Source organism: Nocardia sp. NPDC058666, assembly GCF_042714895.1.
GTDB lineage: Bacteria > Actinomycetota > Actinomycetes > Mycobacteriales > Mycobacteriaceae > Nocardia.
In genome coordinates this window covers 17,575-34,156 of sequence record NZ_JBHXRY010000012.1, presented here as the reverse complement: position 1 = coordinate 34,156, position 16,582 = coordinate 17,575, and the positions used below count along the sequence as shown (strand labels likewise).

The following is a 16,582-nucleotide window of genomic DNA, read 5'->3' as shown; positions in this document are numbered from 1 at the left end:
GTGCGGGTATTTCACGGCGATACCGGCGGGCCGCGCATTGACGGACCGTAGTTTCGTATTGAAGGATCAATTCCAGACATTTCTGCGCCAACTCGAAAATGGAGCCGAACGAAATGCCTTCGATAACAGACACCCACACCAGAATCGAATCGCTGGGGACGTATCTCCCCTCGAAGGTCGTCAGCACCGATGAGCTGATCGCCCAATTGGACACCGACAACCCGCCACCGCTGGAAGCGCTCACCGGAGTGCGGGAAAGGCGCGTATACGACGACAGCGATGCCGGCTATGAGGACTCGTTCACGCTGGCCCGGCACGCGATCGACGACTGCCTGTCGCGGTCGCGCTACACCCCGTCGGAGATCGACGTCGTGATTTCGGCATCGATCACCCGAACCCGTGGACGGGGGCATTACAGCATGGAGCCGTCGTTCGCGGCGGTGCTGGCCGAGGAAATCGGCGCCGAACACGCGGTGGCCTTCGATATCGGCAATGCCTGTGCGGGCATGGTGACCTCGATCATGCTGCTGGACCGGATGATTCGCGCGGGAATAGCTCGCACCGGCATCGTGGTCAGCGGTGAGCAGATCACCCCGATCGCCGCGACCGCGGTGCGCGAGATCAGCGAGAAGTACGACCCGCAGTTCGCCTCGCTGTCGGTGGGCGACGCGGGGGCGTGTGTGCTGTTGGACCGCGCCGTCGACGATGCCGATCGCATCGAATACGTCGACCTCATGACCTCCTCGTCGTACGCGGAGTTCTGCATCGGCGGGCCGAGCCGGACCAGTCAGGGCCTGGCGATGTACACCGACAACAAGTCGATGCACACCGAGCAGCGGTATCTGCAGGGCATCGTCTGGTATCTGGACTACCTGCGCGAGCGCGGTAGCCGGATCGAAGCCGAGCAGCTCGATTTCATCATTCATCACCAATTCAGTACCAGGGCACTGGATTACATCAACGCCCTGCTCGAACGCGAATCAGGACTTCCGGCGCCGGAAAGTCTCACCGTGCTGGAGAAATACGGAAATACCGCGTCCACCTCACATTTCGTCGCCCTGCACGACCACCTGAAGCGCGGCACGATCACGCCCGGTTCCACCGTTCTGATCGTTCCGTCGGCATCGGGAATGGTCTACGGCCACATGTCCGTTCATATTTCCGCTCTGGGGAGTTGACCACACATGCGTATTTCGATTACTTCCGCGACCACGGTCGGTGAATCGCGTGGTGGCGGTTCGGTGGACCGATCGGCGATAGCGGTCGGTGAAGCGCTGACCGCGGGCGGCATCGACGTCGACGACGTGGATCTGCTCATCAATACCGGAATCCACCGCGACGACAACATCGTCGAGCCCGCGATCGCGGCGTTGATCCAGAAGAAGTCCGACATCAATCCGCTGTATGAGGGCCAGGCGCAGCCCGCGCTGTCGTTCGATCTGATGAACGGTCCGTGCGGATTCCTCGACGCGATCGAGGTCACCTCGGCGATCTTCCGAACCGGCGGCCGGCGCCTGGCGGTCATCGTGGGCGGCGAAGGGCACCCGTCGGGCTCGGCGCGCGAGGACAGCACCTTCCCGTACCTGACCAGCGCGGCCGCCGTAGTGGTTGCCCCCGCCACGGACAAGACCGGTTTCGGGCGGGTCTACCGGGCCCGCACGACCGCTCCCGACCTGCCGGTCGGCTACCTCCCGCTGACCACCATGGGCGCGCAGGGATGCCGGGTCATCGGCTTCGAACGCCCCGACGAACAGGCCTACGACCGGGGCCTCGACGTCGCTGTCGAGGCCGTCACCGCCTGCCTGGAACGGGAGGGACTGGATCCGGCGCGGTGCGTGCTGCTGGCGAGCGAACCTCGTCCCGGTTTCGCGAAGTCGGTGGCGTCGGCAGTGGGTGTGGACCGGGTCGTCACACCCGACGCGCCCGCCGATCCGCACAGTGCCGCACTGCCTTTCGCCTACCAGGCGTGGCTGCACGCCGACACCCCGCGCGGTGACGCCGCGCACGCGCTGTTCCTGGGCGCCGACGGCTATTTCGTCGCCGCCTGCGCGGCCTACCGCCTGCCCTGATCACCGGTTCGATCCGAATTCTGGAGTTAGACAATGAGCAAGAAATCTCGCGCCACCGCCGACCCACTGGCCAAGCCCGCGCTGGCCGTCATCGAAGCGGGCAGGCTGCTGCTGTGGACCGGCTTCTACGGTTCCCGCTATGTGTTGGGCGCCGCGCGCCGCGACCACGATCAGAAAGCCGCCGCCCGGCTGCTGCGTGACTACCTGCTGCGCATGGGCCCGCTGTATGTGAAGGCAGGCCAGGTGCTGGGCACCCAGACCGGGCTGCTCACCAAGGACGCCACCGACGAGTTCCGTGACTTCTTCTCCGGCCTGGAGCCCATGGACCGGGCCGACCTGGAACAGACGCTGCGGCTGAATCTGCGCGCGCCGGTGACCGAGCTGTTCGCCGAATTCGACTGGCGACCGGTGGCAGTGGGCTCGGTGGCCCAGGTGCACAAGGCGGTGCTGCGAACGGGTGAGACCGTCGCGATCAAGGTGGTCAAGCGCGGGGTGCCCGAACAGCTCAAGGCCAGCGCCGCGGTGCTCGGCGTGCTGCTGGGGACCGCGCACCGGTTGGTACCCGCCGTGCGCAAGCTCGACGGACCCGCGCTGTTCTCCGAACTGCGACCCTTCCTCACCGGGCAGTGCGATATGCGCGCCGAGGCCGGCCGTCAGCAGGCCGTGGCCGAGAACTTCACCGCCCACCCCTTCCTGCGAGTGCCTCGGGTGTACGAGCAGTACTCCACCGAGCGGGTGCTGGTGATGGAGTTCATGGAGGGCATCTCCGGCGAGCAGGTCGACCGGATCGCCGACGAACACCGGCCCGAGCTGGCCCGGCGGCTGCAGGACGTCTTCGACACGATGGCCTACTTCCACGGGCTGTTCCACGTCGACCCGCACCCGGGCAATGTGATGTTCCGCGAGGGCGGCGAGATCGTGATGATCGACTTCGGCCTGGTCGGTGAACTCGGCGAAGACGACAAGTGGGCGCTGGCCGCGTTCTACTTCGCGTGCACCCGGCAGGAATGGGATCAGGCGGTCGACCGGTTCACCAAGGCGTTCATCGCCGAGCGTGGCACCCTCGACCAGCACTGGGCGGAATACGCGAAGGAACTGTCGGGCATCTTGGCCCATCACTTCCGTGAGCAGACCGAACGCTGGTCGACGATGTCGTTCTTCGACGACGCCAGCACCCTGCTCAACCGCTACGGCGCCCGACCCACCACGCGGTTCACCCTGCTGTCGCTGGCCTTCCTCACCGGCGAGGGTTTCGTGACCGTGATCGACCCCGAGATCGACATCTGGGCCAACGCGCGCCGGTTCAACGACAAATACTCCCCGTACATGAACGCCGAACTGCAGGCCGAGTTCGAGGAGGTGATCGGCACGATGAGCCCGCGGTCGATGGCGGTCAAGAACGACACCACGCGGGCGTTGATCGCACCGACCCACCTGGATCGGTATGTGATGCCCAGCCAGTTCCCGATGATCATCGACGAGGCCAAGGGTTCGAAGGTCCGCGATATCGACGGCAACGAGTACATCGACCTGTCCTGCGGTTACGGACCGCACATTCTCGGCTACGCCCCCGAGGTGGCCGTGGAGGCGATCCAGCGGGCCGCGGCCAAGGGTTCGGTCAACGCGATGGGTAACCGTGACGAACTGCGCCTGGCCGAGATCATCGCGCAGGCGTTCGACCCGCTGACCAATGTGGTGCTGTGCAATTCGGGCACCGAGGCGGTGCAGGTGGCGTTGCGCATCGCCAGGGCGCGCACCGGGCGCGACCGGGTCGCCAAGTTCGAAGGGCACTATCACGGCTTCTCCGATCAGGGCACCGTGAGTTCCTGGTTCGTGTTCAGCGGCTCGAAATACCAACCGGAACCGATCAATTCGGCCGGCGCGCAGCGTGCGGTCACCGACGGCACGGTGCTGCTGCAATACGGGCACCCCTCGGCGTTCGACACGATCGCCGCGCACGCACACGAACTGGCCGCGGTGATCATCGAACCCATGCCGGGCGCGACACTGACCTACGATGCGCAGTTCCTCGCCCAGTTGCGCGAAACCTGCACGCGGCACGGCATCGTGCTCGTGTTCGACGAGGTGGTCACCGGATTCCGGGTGCACTTCGGCGGCGCCCAACACCTGGCGGGCGTGCGCCCCGACCTCACAGCGCTGGGCAAGATCATCGGCGGCGGGTTGCCCTGTGGCGCGGTGGTCGGCACGCCCGAGCTGATGGAATCCGGTCGCACGACCGGTGATCCGTTCCGCGACGTCGACGAGCGCGCGTTCGTCGGCGGCACCATGAGCGGCAACTCCATCACCACCGCGGCGGGCCACGCGGTGCTGCAGTATCTGGGCGACCACCGCGAGATCTACCCCGAACTCGACGCCAAGACCCAGCGTCTGCTGCGCGACATGGGTGCTGCCGCAGACGAACTGGGCATCGCCTGCAAGCTCAAGGGCTCGCACTCGATGTTCAACATCGCCTTCGACTACGCCAGCCCCAAGCTGGTGCGCGACAAGATCGCCGGCACGAACATCAAAGCCAGCCTGGCGCTGTGCTACTACATGCGCAAGTACGGCGTGTACTTCCCCGAATTGCACGGGCTGTTCCTGAACGCCGCGCACACCACCGACGACCTCGACCACATCGCCGATGCCTTCGCCAAGTGCATCGGCGAGATGGAACAGCACGGGCTGTTCCTCGCGTGACCGCGCCCGACGATAGGCGAAATCTGATGCTGATGCAGACAATCGAGTCCGATCACGCGACCGACCTGGCCACCCCGCCCGGCCCGTGGCTGCCCGCCGTGGTGCAGACCGTGGTGTTCAACTGGTGGCGACACCGCTGGGCACCGCAGTTGCGCGCGAAGTTCGGCGACGTCATCTCGATGGACATCTACCCCTGGCGCAAGGTCGTGCTGCTCTACGACCCGGCCCACATCGCCGCGATGTTCGCCGCCCCACCGTCGACATTCGATGCGGGAGAAGGCAATCGGGTTCTGGCTCCCGTCATGGGCGACCGGTCGGTGTTCATGGTCGACGGCGCCGACCACAAGCGCCTGCGCAAGCTGATGACCCCGCTGTTCAGCCGCAGCGCGGTGCGCAGCTACCTCGACGTGGTGCGCGACCTGACCATCGCCGAGGTCGACAGTTGGCCGATGGCCACACCGTTCGAAAGTCACGACAGGATGCGGGAATTGACTCTCGACATCATGTCGCGCGTGACATTCGGACTCGCGGAAGGCCCCGAGTTCGATCAGCTGCGCACCCTGCTGGGCCGACTGCTCGACATGGACCTGGCGATCCTGATGGGGCTCAATGTGCCTGCCGCCCGGCGGTTCGGGCCGTGGCAGCGGGCGATGCGATTGCTCGGCGAGATCGACGAACTCATCTACCGGGTGATCGCCCGGCGCCGCGGCGAGCCCGATCTGGCCCAGCGCACCGATGTGCTGTCGCGGTTGCTCATCGCAAGCGACGCCGACGAACGACTCGCCGATGTCGAGATCCGCGATCAGCTGGTCACCCTGTTGATCGCGGGTCACGAGACCACCGCGACCGGCCTGGCGTGGGCGCTGCACGAACTGGCCCGCGACCCGGAGGTGGCACGCACGGCCACCGCCGCGGCGTGCGGCGACGACACCGCCTACCTCGAGGCGATGGTGAAGGAGTCGCTGCGGATGCATCCGGTGATCTTCGAGGTCACCTGGACGTTGACCACCGATGTGGAGCTGGCGGGGTTCCGACTTGCCAAGGGCGCCACCGTGATGCCGATGATCGGCGTGATGCAGAACGATCCGACCCACCATCCCGAACCCGACCGGTTCCGGCCGCAACGGTTCCTCGGCAGCGATATCCCGACCTCGACCTGGGCGCCGTTCGGTGGTGGCGCGCGGCGGTGTGTCGGAGCCAATTTCGCGATGATGGAGGCGGTGGAAGTACTGCGGGTGGTGCTGTCGCGGCGCGCGATCACCACCGATCGCCCCCGGCCCGAGCCCGCCACGTCCAAGCATGTCGCGTTCGCGCCCGCTCGTGGCGCGCGGATCATCGCGCCGCCGTTGCCCCCGGTGGGAGTGCGATGAGGCAATTCGCGGGCCGCACCGTTGTCGTCACGGGCGCCGGCTCGGGGATCGGGCAGGCGCTGGCCCTGCGGTTCGCCGACGCGGGTGCTCGGCTGGCGCTGGCCGATCTCGACGGTGCCGGGCTGGAACAGACTGTGCGGCAAACACGCAACCTCGGCGCCGAGGTGAGCGCACGCGTTATCGACGTCACCGATCGCAGCGGCGTGTTCGGCTGGGCGGCGGACGTCGCGCAGAGATTCGGTGCCGTGCACGTGGTGATCAACAATGCCGGCGTCTCGTTCACCGGCGAGATCGAACGCACGGAGTTCGCCGACCTCGAGCGGGTCATGGACGTGAACTTCTGGGGCGTGGTCAACGGGACCAAGGCGTTCCTGCCGCACCTGATCGCCTCGGGCGACGGGCATCTGGTCAATGTCTCCAGTGTGTTCGGGCTGGCGGCCTTCCCTGGGCAGGGCGCCTACTGTGCCGCGAAGTTCGCGGTACGCGGGTTCACCGAGGCCCTGCGAATGGAACTGCGCGCACAGGACCAGCCCGTGCAGGTCACCTGCGTGTGTCCGGGCGGTGTCAAGACCGCCCTGGTACGGAACTCGAGCGCGGCCGCCGACATCGACGTCGATGTGCTGGCCGCGGCGTTCGACCGTGATCCAGGGGTGTCGGCGCACTCGGCCGCGGCGACGATCTTCGCCGGCGTGCGCGCGGGCCGTTCGCGCGTGCTGATCGGGCGCGACGCGTGGCTGATCGACCTGACCCAGCGCGTGTTCGGGGCAGGCTATCAGCGGGTGCTCGGTCCGGTCGGGACGCGGCTGATGGACCGGATTCGGGTGCCGTCATGACCCCGGAGATCACCGAGGCGCAGTTCCGGGAGCTGGTCCTGCGGTCCACCGATACCGAGCTCGTCGAGCTGCTCGACGAGCCGGTGCTGCGCCGGATGCTGTTCGAACGGATCTTCGAACTGTGCTGTGTCAGTGTCGATGTCGCGAAAACGGCCAAGGTCGATGTGGTCGTGCGCTGGGCGATCGGCAGCGGGCCCGATCTGTGGGACATGCACGTGGTGGGCGGAACGTGCGCGGTCGTGCCCGGACCGTCCGGGCAGCGGCCCAATGTCACCCTCACCATGAGCGATGCCGTGTTCCTGCGGTTGATCGCCCGGCAATCCAACGGCCTGCACCTGTTGGCGACCGGGAAGGTGCGGGTGCGGGGGAGCAAGCACACCGTGATGCGGATGGACAGCTGGTTCCGCTGATCATCGGTGTAGGACCGGGCCGGTACTCGCGACGACGCGGGTACCGGCCTAGTTCGTTTTCGAGCCGATGCGTGCCAACACCGCGCCGACTACCAGGCACGCACTGTCCACCACATCGTCTTGCGGCTGGCGGTATTCGTCGAGGACCCATTTCTGGGCGATGACCACGATGGCGCCGACCAGGCCGAACAGGACGGTGCGCACGCTGACGGCGGGGTGGGTTTTCAGGTCTACGTGGGGGCTGACCAGGGCCAACAGGATGTCGACCAGGGCGTCGAGCATGTCCTGGTAGGCGCGGTCGACGGTAGGGCTCACGCCCAGGATCTCGAAGAAGCCGATGCGGGGCACGCGGGGGTCTTCGTGGATGAGTTGGAAGTAGGCGGTGAGGGCGCTGCGGATCTGGGTTTCGGGGTCGGCGTCGGCGTCGCGCAGGCCCACGTGGATGGATTCGAGCATGCGGGCGACGATTTCGCGGAAGACCTCGAGCAGCAAATCCTCACTGTCGGTGAAGGATTCGTAGAAATACCGTTTGCCCACCCCGGCCGTCGCGCAGATCGTGATGACCGTGGTGTTGCGGTAGCCGTCGGTGCCGAAGGCCTCGGTGGCCGCCTCGATCAGCCGGGTGCGGCGCTCGAGTTGGCGCTGCCCGGGAGCCGCGCCGCGGTATCGGCGGCCATCGGAGTCGAGTTCGGGCGTTGTCACCGCGTCGATTCTGTCAGGTGGTCCCGATGGTGCGAGAGCGGGTCAGGGGTGTCCGAGAACATGTTCTTGCGATCGTGCGTGACGCACGCTACGTTACTCCACGGTAAGGAACGTTCCGGTTCCTGATGGTGGAGGGCTCAACCGAAGCATGATCAAACATCGAGGACGGTTCGCCGCGCTGGTCGTAGCAGCTGTCGTGTTGGCAGGCGGGGTCGTGTCGACGCAGGTCGGACAGGCATCACCGAACGCGGAGGGCTTGGACGCGCAGTTCGTTGCCGCTCATAACGGACCGCAGCAGTACCCCAAGGTCTTCATCGAGTGGGACGTACCGATCACCATGAGTGACGGCACGGTATTGAAAGCCAACGTCTATCACCCGGCCGGTGCCGATGGTCAGCCGATCGCCGAGCCCACGCCCACCATCGTCAATATGACGCCGTACACCAAGCTGGTCTCCAACGTCGCGGACTCGACACTGTCGGTGCCGGGGCTGTCGGAACTGCTCGATCCGGTGCTGCGGAATCTGGACTTCTCGCCGTTCGGGTTCAGCAGCCTCAGCGACATGTTGCGGATCGTGCCTGGCGGCGCGGCACGCACCTTCTCGGTGGACCGCAACCTGATCCGCAGCGGCTACACCCAGGTGGTCGTCGACGTGCGCGGCACCGGTTTCTCGCAGGGCACCTGGCAGGTGTTCGGTGAACGCGAGCAACTCGACGGCCCCGAGGTGGTGGACTGGGCGGCGAAACAGGGCTGGTCCAACGGCAAGATCGGGATGAGCGGGGTGTCCTACTCGGGCATCAACCAGCTGCAGACCGCGCAGCGTCATCCCGAAGCGCTGAAAGCGATCTTCCCGATCGTGCCCGGCAGCGACCTGATCCGCGACGTCGCCGCGCCGGGCGGCAACCTCGGCATCGGCTTCATCCCGATGTGGTTGCTCGCGGTGAACGGCGCGAAACTGCTGCCCGACATGGTGTCGGTGCTGACCGGCAAGTTCGACTGGGTCTGGATGGCCGACCGGGTGCGCGACCCGTTCACCTTCTTCAATGTGCTGATCGCGGCGCTGAGTACGCCGACCGTCGACCAGATCCCGCCGGAGCTGGCGCCGATCCTGGACGACGACAGCCCGCTGCGCACCTCCTGGATCGGGCGACCGGATCAGGTGGAGGTGCCGACGTTCGTCTACGGCGGTTGGCACGATCTGTTCACCCACACCACCCCGCAGATCTACAACGCGGTCGATGTGCCCGCCGAGCAGAAGAAGCTCGTCATGGACGACATCTACCACATCACGTTGAGCTCGGGCATGGGCCAGCCGGCCGGTCCCGCGCCGCTGGACGCGTTGCAGCGTGCGTGGTTCGACAAGTGGCTCAAGGGAATCGACAACGGCATCGATCGCTACGACCCGGTCACGTTGTGGCAGCAGGGGAGCGAGCAGTGGACCAGCGATGTCTCGTTCCCCCGTCCGGGTATGCAGTATCGACGGATGTATCTCGACGGTGCGTCGTCGGGGACCGCGCCGGGCGCGCTTTTCGACGGCAGTCTGGTCACCGAACCCGGTGCGGCTCAGCGTATTTCGGTCGATCCTGGGCTGACCACGCTGTGCTCGCGTGATGCCGCGCGCGGCACGGCCGGTCTGGTTCCGCTGCCGGATATGTGTTCGAAGGACGCCCGAATCGCCGAAAGCGCGGGCCTGACCTTCACTTCGGCGCCGGTGACGCAACCGACCACGATCTCCGGTTCGATCGCCGCGCACCTGAACACCGTGCTCGACGCGACCGACGGGTACTGGACGGTGACGGTCAATGATGTTGCGCCCGACGGTCGTTCGACGGTGTGGACGCAGGGACAGGTCATGGCGTCTTTGCGTGCGGTCGACGACAGCAAGTCGACTCGATCGCCCAATGGCGACTACACCGAGCCGTTCCCGGTGCTCACCCTGGACACCCGCCAACCGGTGGTCCCCGGCGAACCGACCACGGTCGACATCAGCATCCGCGGCACCGACGGTGTCCTGCAGCCGGGTCACCGGCTGCGCGTGGATGTGTTCCCGAGCAACTTTCCCAGCGTGATCCCGTTGCGGCCGTTGCTGAATGAGAGTGGGCTGCGTACTCAGCACATCGAGCTGGATCCGTCGCGTCCGAGCTGGATCAACGTGCCCCTGGGTGAAGATCCGGGCTGGTAACCCATCAGCGAACCCCCGTCTCGAGAATCGTTGTCGAGGCGGGGGTTTCGTGTGTCACGGTAAGTCGGGCACTCGCGTCGTATTCGCGCCCGCGTTCGCGGCCAGATGCGCGAAGACCACGGCATCGCGGACAGCCGCTCCGCCGTGGTCATTGTTGAAATAGACGTAGCTGTCGTCCTCGGGGGACCAGGTGTCCAGCAATCGGCGCACCCAGGCGCTCAGCGCGTGTTTGCCATAGGACGGCAGGGGAGCGGCGCGGCCCGCGTGCAGGCGCAGGTACGCCCAGTCGGTGGTCCGCCACAGCGGTGTCACCGGGCGGGAGTCGCGATCAGCCCAGGTCAGGGCCGCATTACGAGACTTCAGGACGTCGCGGATCTCGTCGGTCCACCAGGAATCGTGGCGCGGTTCCACGGTCACCCGCACCTTCGCGGGAAAACAGCGCAGGCAGTTGTCGAGCAGTTCGGCGTCCGCGCGCAGGGTCGGCGGCAGCTGGAGCAGGATCGGGCCGAGTCGATCGCCGAGACCCGCCGCGTGATCCAGCAGGCGCTGCACCGGTTCCTCGGGATCGCGCAATCGCTTGATGTGGGTGAGGTAGCGGCTGGCCTTGACCGCCATGACGAAGCCGGCGGGGGTGCGTTCGCGCCACGCGGCGAAGTTCTCCCGGCTGGGCAGTCGATAGAAGGCATTGTTGGACTCGACGGTGGCGAACGCTTGCGCGTAATGCTCGAGCCACAGGCGCACCGGCACGCCCTTGGGGTACAGCACGCCACGCCAATCACGGTATTGCCAGCCGGAAGTGCCGACATACATGGTCATTTCGGCCTCAGCGCAACAGCGGTGCGAGGTCGCTGCGATAGAAATCGAAGAACGCGTCCATGTCGGGGCCCGCGTTCATCAACACCACATGATCGAAGCCCGCGTCGACGGCTTTGCGTACTGCCTCGACATACGGTTTCGGATCGCTGCCGCAGATAAAGGAATCGAGCATGTCCTTGACTCGCACGGTGGTCGACGCGGCGGCGAAATTCGCCGGGTTGGGCAACTCGCTCATGACTTTCCAGCCACCGGTGCTCCACCTGTTCGTCGACAATGCGGCTTCGGCGCCTGCGCGATCGTCGGACGCGAACGCGACACCTATTTCGACATAGCGTGGACCCGAACCGCCTTCGCGCTGAAAGGCTTGCACGAGTGCGGGATCGGACTCGGTGGCGAAGAGGCCGTCGCCCAATTCTGCGGCGATCTTGGCAGCGCTGGGTCCGCCTGCCGCTACGGCGATCACCGGCAAAGTGTCGGGTAGGTCGAAAACGCGGGCTTCCGACAGTTCGAGGAATTCTCCGTAGTAACTGCGATAACCGCCGCGCCACAGCAGGCGGATGATCTCGAGCGCTTCGCGCAGCATGCGGTGACGGATGAGTACCGGTGGGAAATCATGGCCGACGATGTGTTCGTTGAGTCGTTCACCGGCACCGATGCCGAGGGTGAAGCGGCCGTCGGACAGCAGGGCGGTGGTGGCGGCGGCCTGGGCGATGATCGCGGGGTGATAGCGCAGGATCGGGCAGGTCACGCCGGTGGCGAGGCCGACCTTCTCGGTGCTGGCGGCGATCGTGCCGAGCACGGTCCACGCGAAGGGGGAATGGCCTTGGTTGTCCAGCCAGGGATGGAAATGGTCGCTGATCTCGACGAAATCGAAGCCGACTTCCTCGGCTCGCACGGCCTGTCGAACGAGTTCTTTCGGGCCGAAAGCTTCCGATGCCAACTTGAAACCGATCTGCATGGGCGAACCTTTCGCAGTGGGGTCAGCTGGGCGGGGTCAGCTGTGGCCGAGGGCGTTGGCCAGTTCCTGCTTGTTCATTTTCGAGCGGCCGTCGATGTTGCGGCGGCGGGCTTCAGCGTAGAGCTGGTCGCGGGTTTTGCCCGAACCGCTCGATTCGGTTTCGCCGTGTTCGGCGCGGGTCTTGTTGACGGTTGCTGCGGCGATCGCTTCGGCGCGTTTTTCGCTGCGGCCGCGGTCGAGTTCGGATTTCTTGATGTCTTTGTATTGGCGTTCGCGTTTGGGGCTCCACGCTTGCTGGGGCATAGGCTGCTCCTGTTCCGATCGGTGGGCGGCTCTGATTGCCGCCTACCCGGAGATCGGCCGAGGAAACAGACAGCCAGTGACAGACTCGGGTGACGGCACCATAACCGGTGCCGTCACCCGAATCGATCTTGGTTTACGGGAAGAACAGTTCGAAGATGGCCTCGACGAAGTCCACGAAAAATTCCCACGCCATGACGTTCACCTCCTTCCCTTTGTGCCCAGCTAGTTACTGGTCCGCGCCAACAGATCAGGCGGTGAGGGCCCAGCTTCTTCGCTGGTGGTGGGCTAGATACCCGGCATATCGCGAGTACCCGATTAGGTGTTAGCAATAACACGGCAACCAATCTTTTCCTGGCACACTGACCAAGTGCCCGCACCCCGCGCGATCGCGACCCGCACCTGGCGGTGGATTCGCAGCGCCCCCGGCACCTACCTCTGGCTGACAACCCTCGCCATCACCACCCTGATCATCGATCTCCTCCCACCCGACGAGGCGAAAGACTGGCTCGATCACCGTTCGACCAACCTGCATCACCTCGCCGAGGAACCCGTCCGAGTCCTGATCACCAGCGCATTCTGGATCGACGGCAGCAGCTGGCTCGCCTACGCCGTGCTGTTCACCGTCTTCCACGCCAACGCCGAACGCTGGCTGGGCACCTGGCGTTGGCTCGCGGTGGTCGCACTCGCCCACGTCGGCGCCACGTACCTCAGCCAAGGCGTGCTCCTCTGGGCCATCCGCAGCGACGAAGCTCCGGAGAAGGCGATGTACATCCTCGATGTCGGCGTCAGTTACGGCTTGGCCGGCGTCGCCGCCGTGCTGGCCTATCACCTGACGACGCCGTGGCGCTGGTGGTACATCCTCGGCGTGCTCGCGGTGGTCCTGCCGCCGATTTTCCTGAACCGCACCTTCACCGACATCGGCCACGCGAGCGCCGCCGTCATCGGCTTCGCCTGCTACCCGCTGACCCGCGGCCGCGGCCACCCATGGAATCCCCGCACGCTGATGGCTGCCCGGCGATGATTGCCGACAGGTAGCCGATGTGGTGCACTTCGCACCCGCTACCGCCCTCCACGAGCCTGCTCGCCGCCCCACGCTGACTAGGCTGAGCACGTGATTTTGCTGGCGATAGGTGTGGTTCTGCTCGGTGTGTTCGCGCTGCGCTTCCGGCAGGAGCGGCGACGGTTCAGCAACGGCGTGTTGTTGCTGCTGGGACTCCTGTGCGTCGGCGGGGAACTGGTGGGCTCGGGTACCGAGGGCGTGGGTGCCGAGCTGCTGTTCTTCTTCGCGCTGGCGATGTCCCCGCTGCTGGTGTTGGTGCTGGCCGGGCTGCTCATGGTCAACGGGGTGGTGATGCTGCGACGCGAAGGGATGCGGGTGGCGAACCTGCTGTCGCTGGGCCTCGGCGTGGCGCTGCTGGTTCCGTACGTGCTACTGGTGGTGGCGGTGACCGCCGAGTGGTTCGTGCTCGGTGCGCTGCTGTTGGCGGTGGTGCTGGTCGCGTCCTATCTGGGTTTCGTGCTGGCCGCGTTCCTGCTGTACTCGCTGGTCTACGGCTGGGTGACCCGCACCGACAACGCCCTCGCGATCGTGGTGCACGGCTCCGGCCTGCTCGGTGATCGGGTGCCGCCGCTGCTGGCGAGCAGGCTCGATCGCGCGCGCGGCATCTGGCAGGTCGACCGCGCGCACGGCCCCTCGCCGCTGCTGGTCACCAGCGGCGGCAAGGGCTCCGACGAGAAGGTCGCCGAGAGCACGGCCATGGCCGCCTACCTGGTCGAACACGGGGTGCCCGCCGACGAGATCCTGCAGGAGGACCGCTCCACCACCACCCGCGAGAACCTGGTGTTCAGCAGGCAGTTGCTGGCCAGGCAGGGGATCGACAGCCGCATCCTGCTGGTCACCAGCAATTTCCATGTGCTGCGCACCGCGCTGCTCGCCCGGTCGGTCGGGATCGACGCGCAGGCCGTCGGCGCGCCGACCGCGCGCTACTACCTGCCCAGCGCGCTGCTGCGCGAGTACGTCGGGATCCTGTTCGAACACAAGGTCCTCAACGCGGTGATGTGTGCGCTGATGGCGGCGTTCCCGGTCTTTCTGGCGATCTACGGTGTCACACAGTAAAGAATCTTGGTGTTACCCGATTTAGGTGTTACCTCCCGTACTGGATAGTTGTATCCTCGAATGACCGAGCGGGATGCAGCGTCGCATCCTCGAGCACGCCCCGATCGTGCGCGGTTGATCGAGGAGTATCGATGAAGTTACTTCGCTGGAACACCCGGAATCCGGAGGTCGATCCGGGCACGGTCGCGCTGCACGCGCGCAATGTCGCCTTCGACTGGACCGGCATCGACCTGCAGTGGATGTCCGCCGAACCGATCGCCGGCCACCTGATCAGCGCGCTGAACATGCTGCTTCCCGAGGGTGAGCGCATGTTCATCGAGACCTACCGCGAGGCGCTGCCCTACGTCAAGGACGAGAAGCTGCGCGAGGACATGCTCGGCTTCATCGGCCAGGAATCCATGCACGCCCAGACGCACGGCAAAGTGCTCGAGGACGTGTTCACCGCGCACAACGTCGACGCGGGCCCCTACCTGCGGCAGATGGAATACCTGTTCCGCATCTCGCTGGGCGCACGCGGCGGCGACGACCGCGCGGGCCGCCAGATGCTGGTCGAACGACTGGCGTTCATCGCCTGCCTCGAGCACTTCTTCGCCTGGCTGGGCGACTGGATCCTCAATGCCGACATGGAGAAGTTCGGTGCCGACCCGCGCATGGTCGACCTGTTCCGCTGGCACGGCGCCGAGGAGGTCGAGCATCGCAATGTCGCCCACGACGTGGCGGAGTACTTCGGGGTCGGGTACGTGCGCCGGTGCGCGTCGATGACCATCGTGTTCCCGATCTTCCTGATCGTGCTGGTGCGTGGGGCGCGGTTCCTGGTGAACCAGGACCCCGGGCTGCCCGACCACGGCTACCCGCGGGTGCTGGGCGGGGTGTTCGCGGCGATGTGGCGCGGTGCGCTGCCCGGCGTCCCGTCCCTGCTGCGCAGCGCCCTGTCGACGTTCCAACCCGGCTACAACCCGCAAACCGTCGGCTCGACGGCGCAGGCCATCGCCTACCTGGCGGCCTCGCCCGGCGCCCGCGCGGCAGCGTCGTGACCACGCGCGACATCCCCGCCGACCTCTACGGTAGGCGCCGCCACGACCCCGCGATCAAGGTCATCGACGCGATCGCGTCCACTCGGCTGCGCTGGAGCGCGCTGGTCAACCGCGATGATCTGCGTCCGCGCGTGGACGACCGCCGCCTGCGCGTGCTGGTGACCGAACGTCGGATCGAAGCGCACGTCCAGGACGTGGTGAGCCTGCGGCTGGAGTCGCCCGACGGTCGGGTGCTGCCGCGCTGGCGGCCGGGCGCGCACCTGGACCTGGAGTTGCCGTCGGGTCGACTGCGGCAGTATTCGCTGTGCGGCGACCCCGCCGACGAGCGCGCGTATCGGATCGCGGTGCGTCGCATTCCCGGCGGTGGTGGCGGTTCGGTCGAGGTGCACGACACGCTGACCGTCGGTAGTCGGCTGGTGGTGCGTGGGCCGCGCAATGCGTTCCCGTTCGCGATCCCCGGTCACGGATCACCTTCGCACAGACTGCATTTCGTGGCAGGCGGCATCGGCATCACCCCGATCCTGCCGATGGCCCGACTCGCGCACCGGCTGGGCGTGCCGTGGACGCTGGTCTACAGCGGACGCAGCCGCGACACCATTCCGTTCCTGGCCGAGATCGAGAGCTTCGGCGGAAATGTCGTGGTGCGCACCGACGACGAGCACGGACTTCCTACCGCGCAAGACCTGCTGCCCGGAGTTCGGCCGGGCACGGCGGTCTACGCCTGCGGACCGACCCCGATGACATCGGCCATCGTCGCCGCTGTGCGCGAAATGCCTTCGGTCGAACTGCATTTCGAACGGTTCTCCCCGCCCCCGATCATCGACGGCACCCCGTTCGAGATCGAATTCGCCTCCACCGGCGAGGTGGTCACGGTCGCGGCCGACCGCACCGTACTCGACACCATCCTGAAAACCCGCCCCGACCAACCGTATTCGTGCAGGCAGGGCTTCTGTGGCACCTGCGTGATTCGCGTGCGTGCGGGCGAACCCGACCACCGCGAGACCACGCTGTCCGATGCCGACCATGCCGAAGGTGCCATGCTGGCGTGCGTATCCCGGTGCCACGGACAGCGTTTGGTGCTCGACCTGTGAA

The 16,582-nt window shown here is 66.2% G+C and carries 15 protein-coding genes; 11 read left to right on the top strand and 4 right to left on the bottom strand.

The window, feature by feature from the left end:
• Positions 1-113 precede the first annotated feature (113 nt).
• From ACFWVD_RS22615 to ACFWVD_RS22590, 6 genes are read left to right on the top strand one after another with little or no spacing between them, the layout of a single operon-like run.
• Entirely contained in the window at positions 114-1,178 is a 1,065-nt protein-coding gene (locus tag ACFWVD_RS22615; RefSeq protein WP_379245837.1) for a 3-oxoacyl-ACP synthase III family protein, read from the top strand.
• A gap of 6 nt (positions 1,179-1,184) precedes the next feature.
• Positions 1,185-2,069, top strand: a complete 885-nt coding sequence (locus ACFWVD_RS22610; RefSeq protein ID WP_379245835.1) for a hypothetical protein — start codon at positions 1,185-1,187, stop codon at positions 2,067-2,069.
• A 33-nt stretch (positions 2,070-2,102) separates the two neighbouring features.
• A complete protein-coding gene (locus ACFWVD_RS22605; protein WP_379245833.1) occupies positions 2,103-4,766 on the top strand; it encodes an aminotransferase class III-fold pyridoxal phosphate-dependent enzyme in 2,664 nt (887 codons plus the stop codon).
• 26 nt (positions 4,767-4,792) lie between these two features.
• Complete coding sequence (locus ACFWVD_RS22600) at positions 4,793-6,136, top strand: cytochrome P450 (RefSeq protein WP_379245831.1); 1,344 nt, start codon at positions 4,793-4,795, stop codon at positions 6,134-6,136.
• Positions 6,133-6,969 carry an SDR family NAD(P)-dependent oxidoreductase gene (locus ACFWVD_RS22595; protein WP_379245829.1) on the top strand — a complete coding sequence of 279 codons (837 nt, stop codon included), beginning with the start codon at positions 6,133-6,135 and terminating at the stop codon, positions 6,967-6,969. Before ACFWVD_RS22600 ends, ACFWVD_RS22595 begins: the two co-directional genes overlap by 4 nt.
• Positions 6,966-7,379, top strand: a complete 414-nt coding sequence (locus ACFWVD_RS22590; protein ID WP_379245827.1) for an SCP2 sterol-binding domain-containing protein — start codon at positions 6,966-6,968, stop codon at positions 7,377-7,379. Before ACFWVD_RS22595 ends, ACFWVD_RS22590 begins: the two co-directional genes overlap by 4 nt.
• A 48-nt stretch (positions 7,380-7,427) precedes the next feature.
• Here ACFWVD_RS22590 and ACFWVD_RS22585 read toward each other — a convergent pair whose 3' ends face one another.
• The gene (locus tag ACFWVD_RS22585) at positions 7,428-8,081 is read right to left on the bottom strand and encodes a TetR/AcrR family transcriptional regulator (RefSeq protein ID WP_379245825.1); all 654 of its coding nucleotides are present in this window, start codon (positions 8,079-8,081) and stop codon (positions 7,428-7,430) included.
• Between the two features lie 148 nt (positions 8,082-8,229).
• On the opposite strand from ACFWVD_RS22585, the gene ACFWVD_RS22580 reads away from it, so the two are divergent.
• Positions 8,230-10,263, top strand: coding sequence for a CocE/NonD family hydrolase (locus tag ACFWVD_RS22580; RefSeq protein ID WP_379245823.1), 2,034 nt, complete (start codon positions 8,230-8,232; stop codon positions 10,261-10,263).
• 54 nt (positions 10,264-10,317) lie between these two features.
• Here the strand turns inward: ACFWVD_RS22580 and ACFWVD_RS22575 are convergent, their stop codons facing one another.
• Genes ACFWVD_RS22575 through ACFWVD_RS22565 form a run of 3 tightly spaced genes read right to left on the bottom strand, consistent with a single transcriptional unit; the run spans position 10,318 to position 12,340 of the window.
• The gene (locus tag ACFWVD_RS22575; RefSeq protein WP_379245821.1) at positions 10,318-11,079 is read right to left on the bottom strand and encodes a DUF72 domain-containing protein; all 762 of its coding nucleotides are present in this window, start codon (positions 11,077-11,079) and stop codon (positions 10,318-10,320) included.
• A 7-nt stretch (positions 11,080-11,086) separates the two neighbouring features.
• The gene (locus ACFWVD_RS22570; protein ID WP_379245819.1) at positions 11,087-12,037 is read right to left on the bottom strand and encodes a TIGR03557 family F420-dependent LLM class oxidoreductase; all 951 of its coding nucleotides are present in this window, start codon (positions 12,035-12,037) and stop codon (positions 11,087-11,089) included.
• A gap of 36 nt (positions 12,038-12,073) precedes the next feature.
• On the bottom strand, positions 12,074-12,340 hold the full coding sequence (locus ACFWVD_RS22565) for a plasmid stabilization protein (RefSeq protein WP_379245817.1): 267 nt from the start codon (positions 12,338-12,340) through the stop codon (positions 12,074-12,076).
• Between the two features lie 367 nt (positions 12,341-12,707).
• Here ACFWVD_RS22565 and ACFWVD_RS22560 point away from each other — a divergent pair, with 367 nt between their 5' ends.
• The 4 genes from ACFWVD_RS22560 (at position 12,708) to ACFWVD_RS22545 (ending at position 16,581) form a co-directional block, all read left to right on the top strand.
• On the top strand, positions 12,708-13,361 hold the full coding sequence (locus tag ACFWVD_RS22560) for a rhomboid-like protein (RefSeq protein WP_379245815.1): 654 nt from the start codon (positions 12,708-12,710) through the stop codon (positions 13,359-13,361).
• A 90-nt stretch (positions 13,362-13,451) separates the two neighbouring features.
• Positions 13,452-14,456 (top strand): YdcF family protein, encoded by a 1,005-nt coding sequence (locus tag ACFWVD_RS22555; RefSeq protein ID WP_379245813.1) that lies wholly within the window; start codon positions 13,452-13,454, stop codon positions 14,454-14,456.
• A gap of 131 nt (positions 14,457-14,587) precedes the next feature.
• Positions 14,588-15,490, top strand: coding sequence for a metal-dependent hydrolase (locus ACFWVD_RS22550; RefSeq protein WP_379245811.1), 903 nt, complete (start codon positions 14,588-14,590; stop codon positions 15,488-15,490).
• Positions 15,487-16,581 carry a PDR/VanB family oxidoreductase gene (locus tag ACFWVD_RS22545; RefSeq protein WP_379245809.1) on the top strand — a complete coding sequence of 365 codons (1,095 nt, stop codon included), beginning with the start codon at positions 15,487-15,489 and terminating at the stop codon, positions 16,579-16,581. The genes ACFWVD_RS22550 and ACFWVD_RS22545 overlap by 4 nt, the downstream gene beginning before the upstream one ends.
• Position 16,582: the final 1 nt, after the last annotated feature.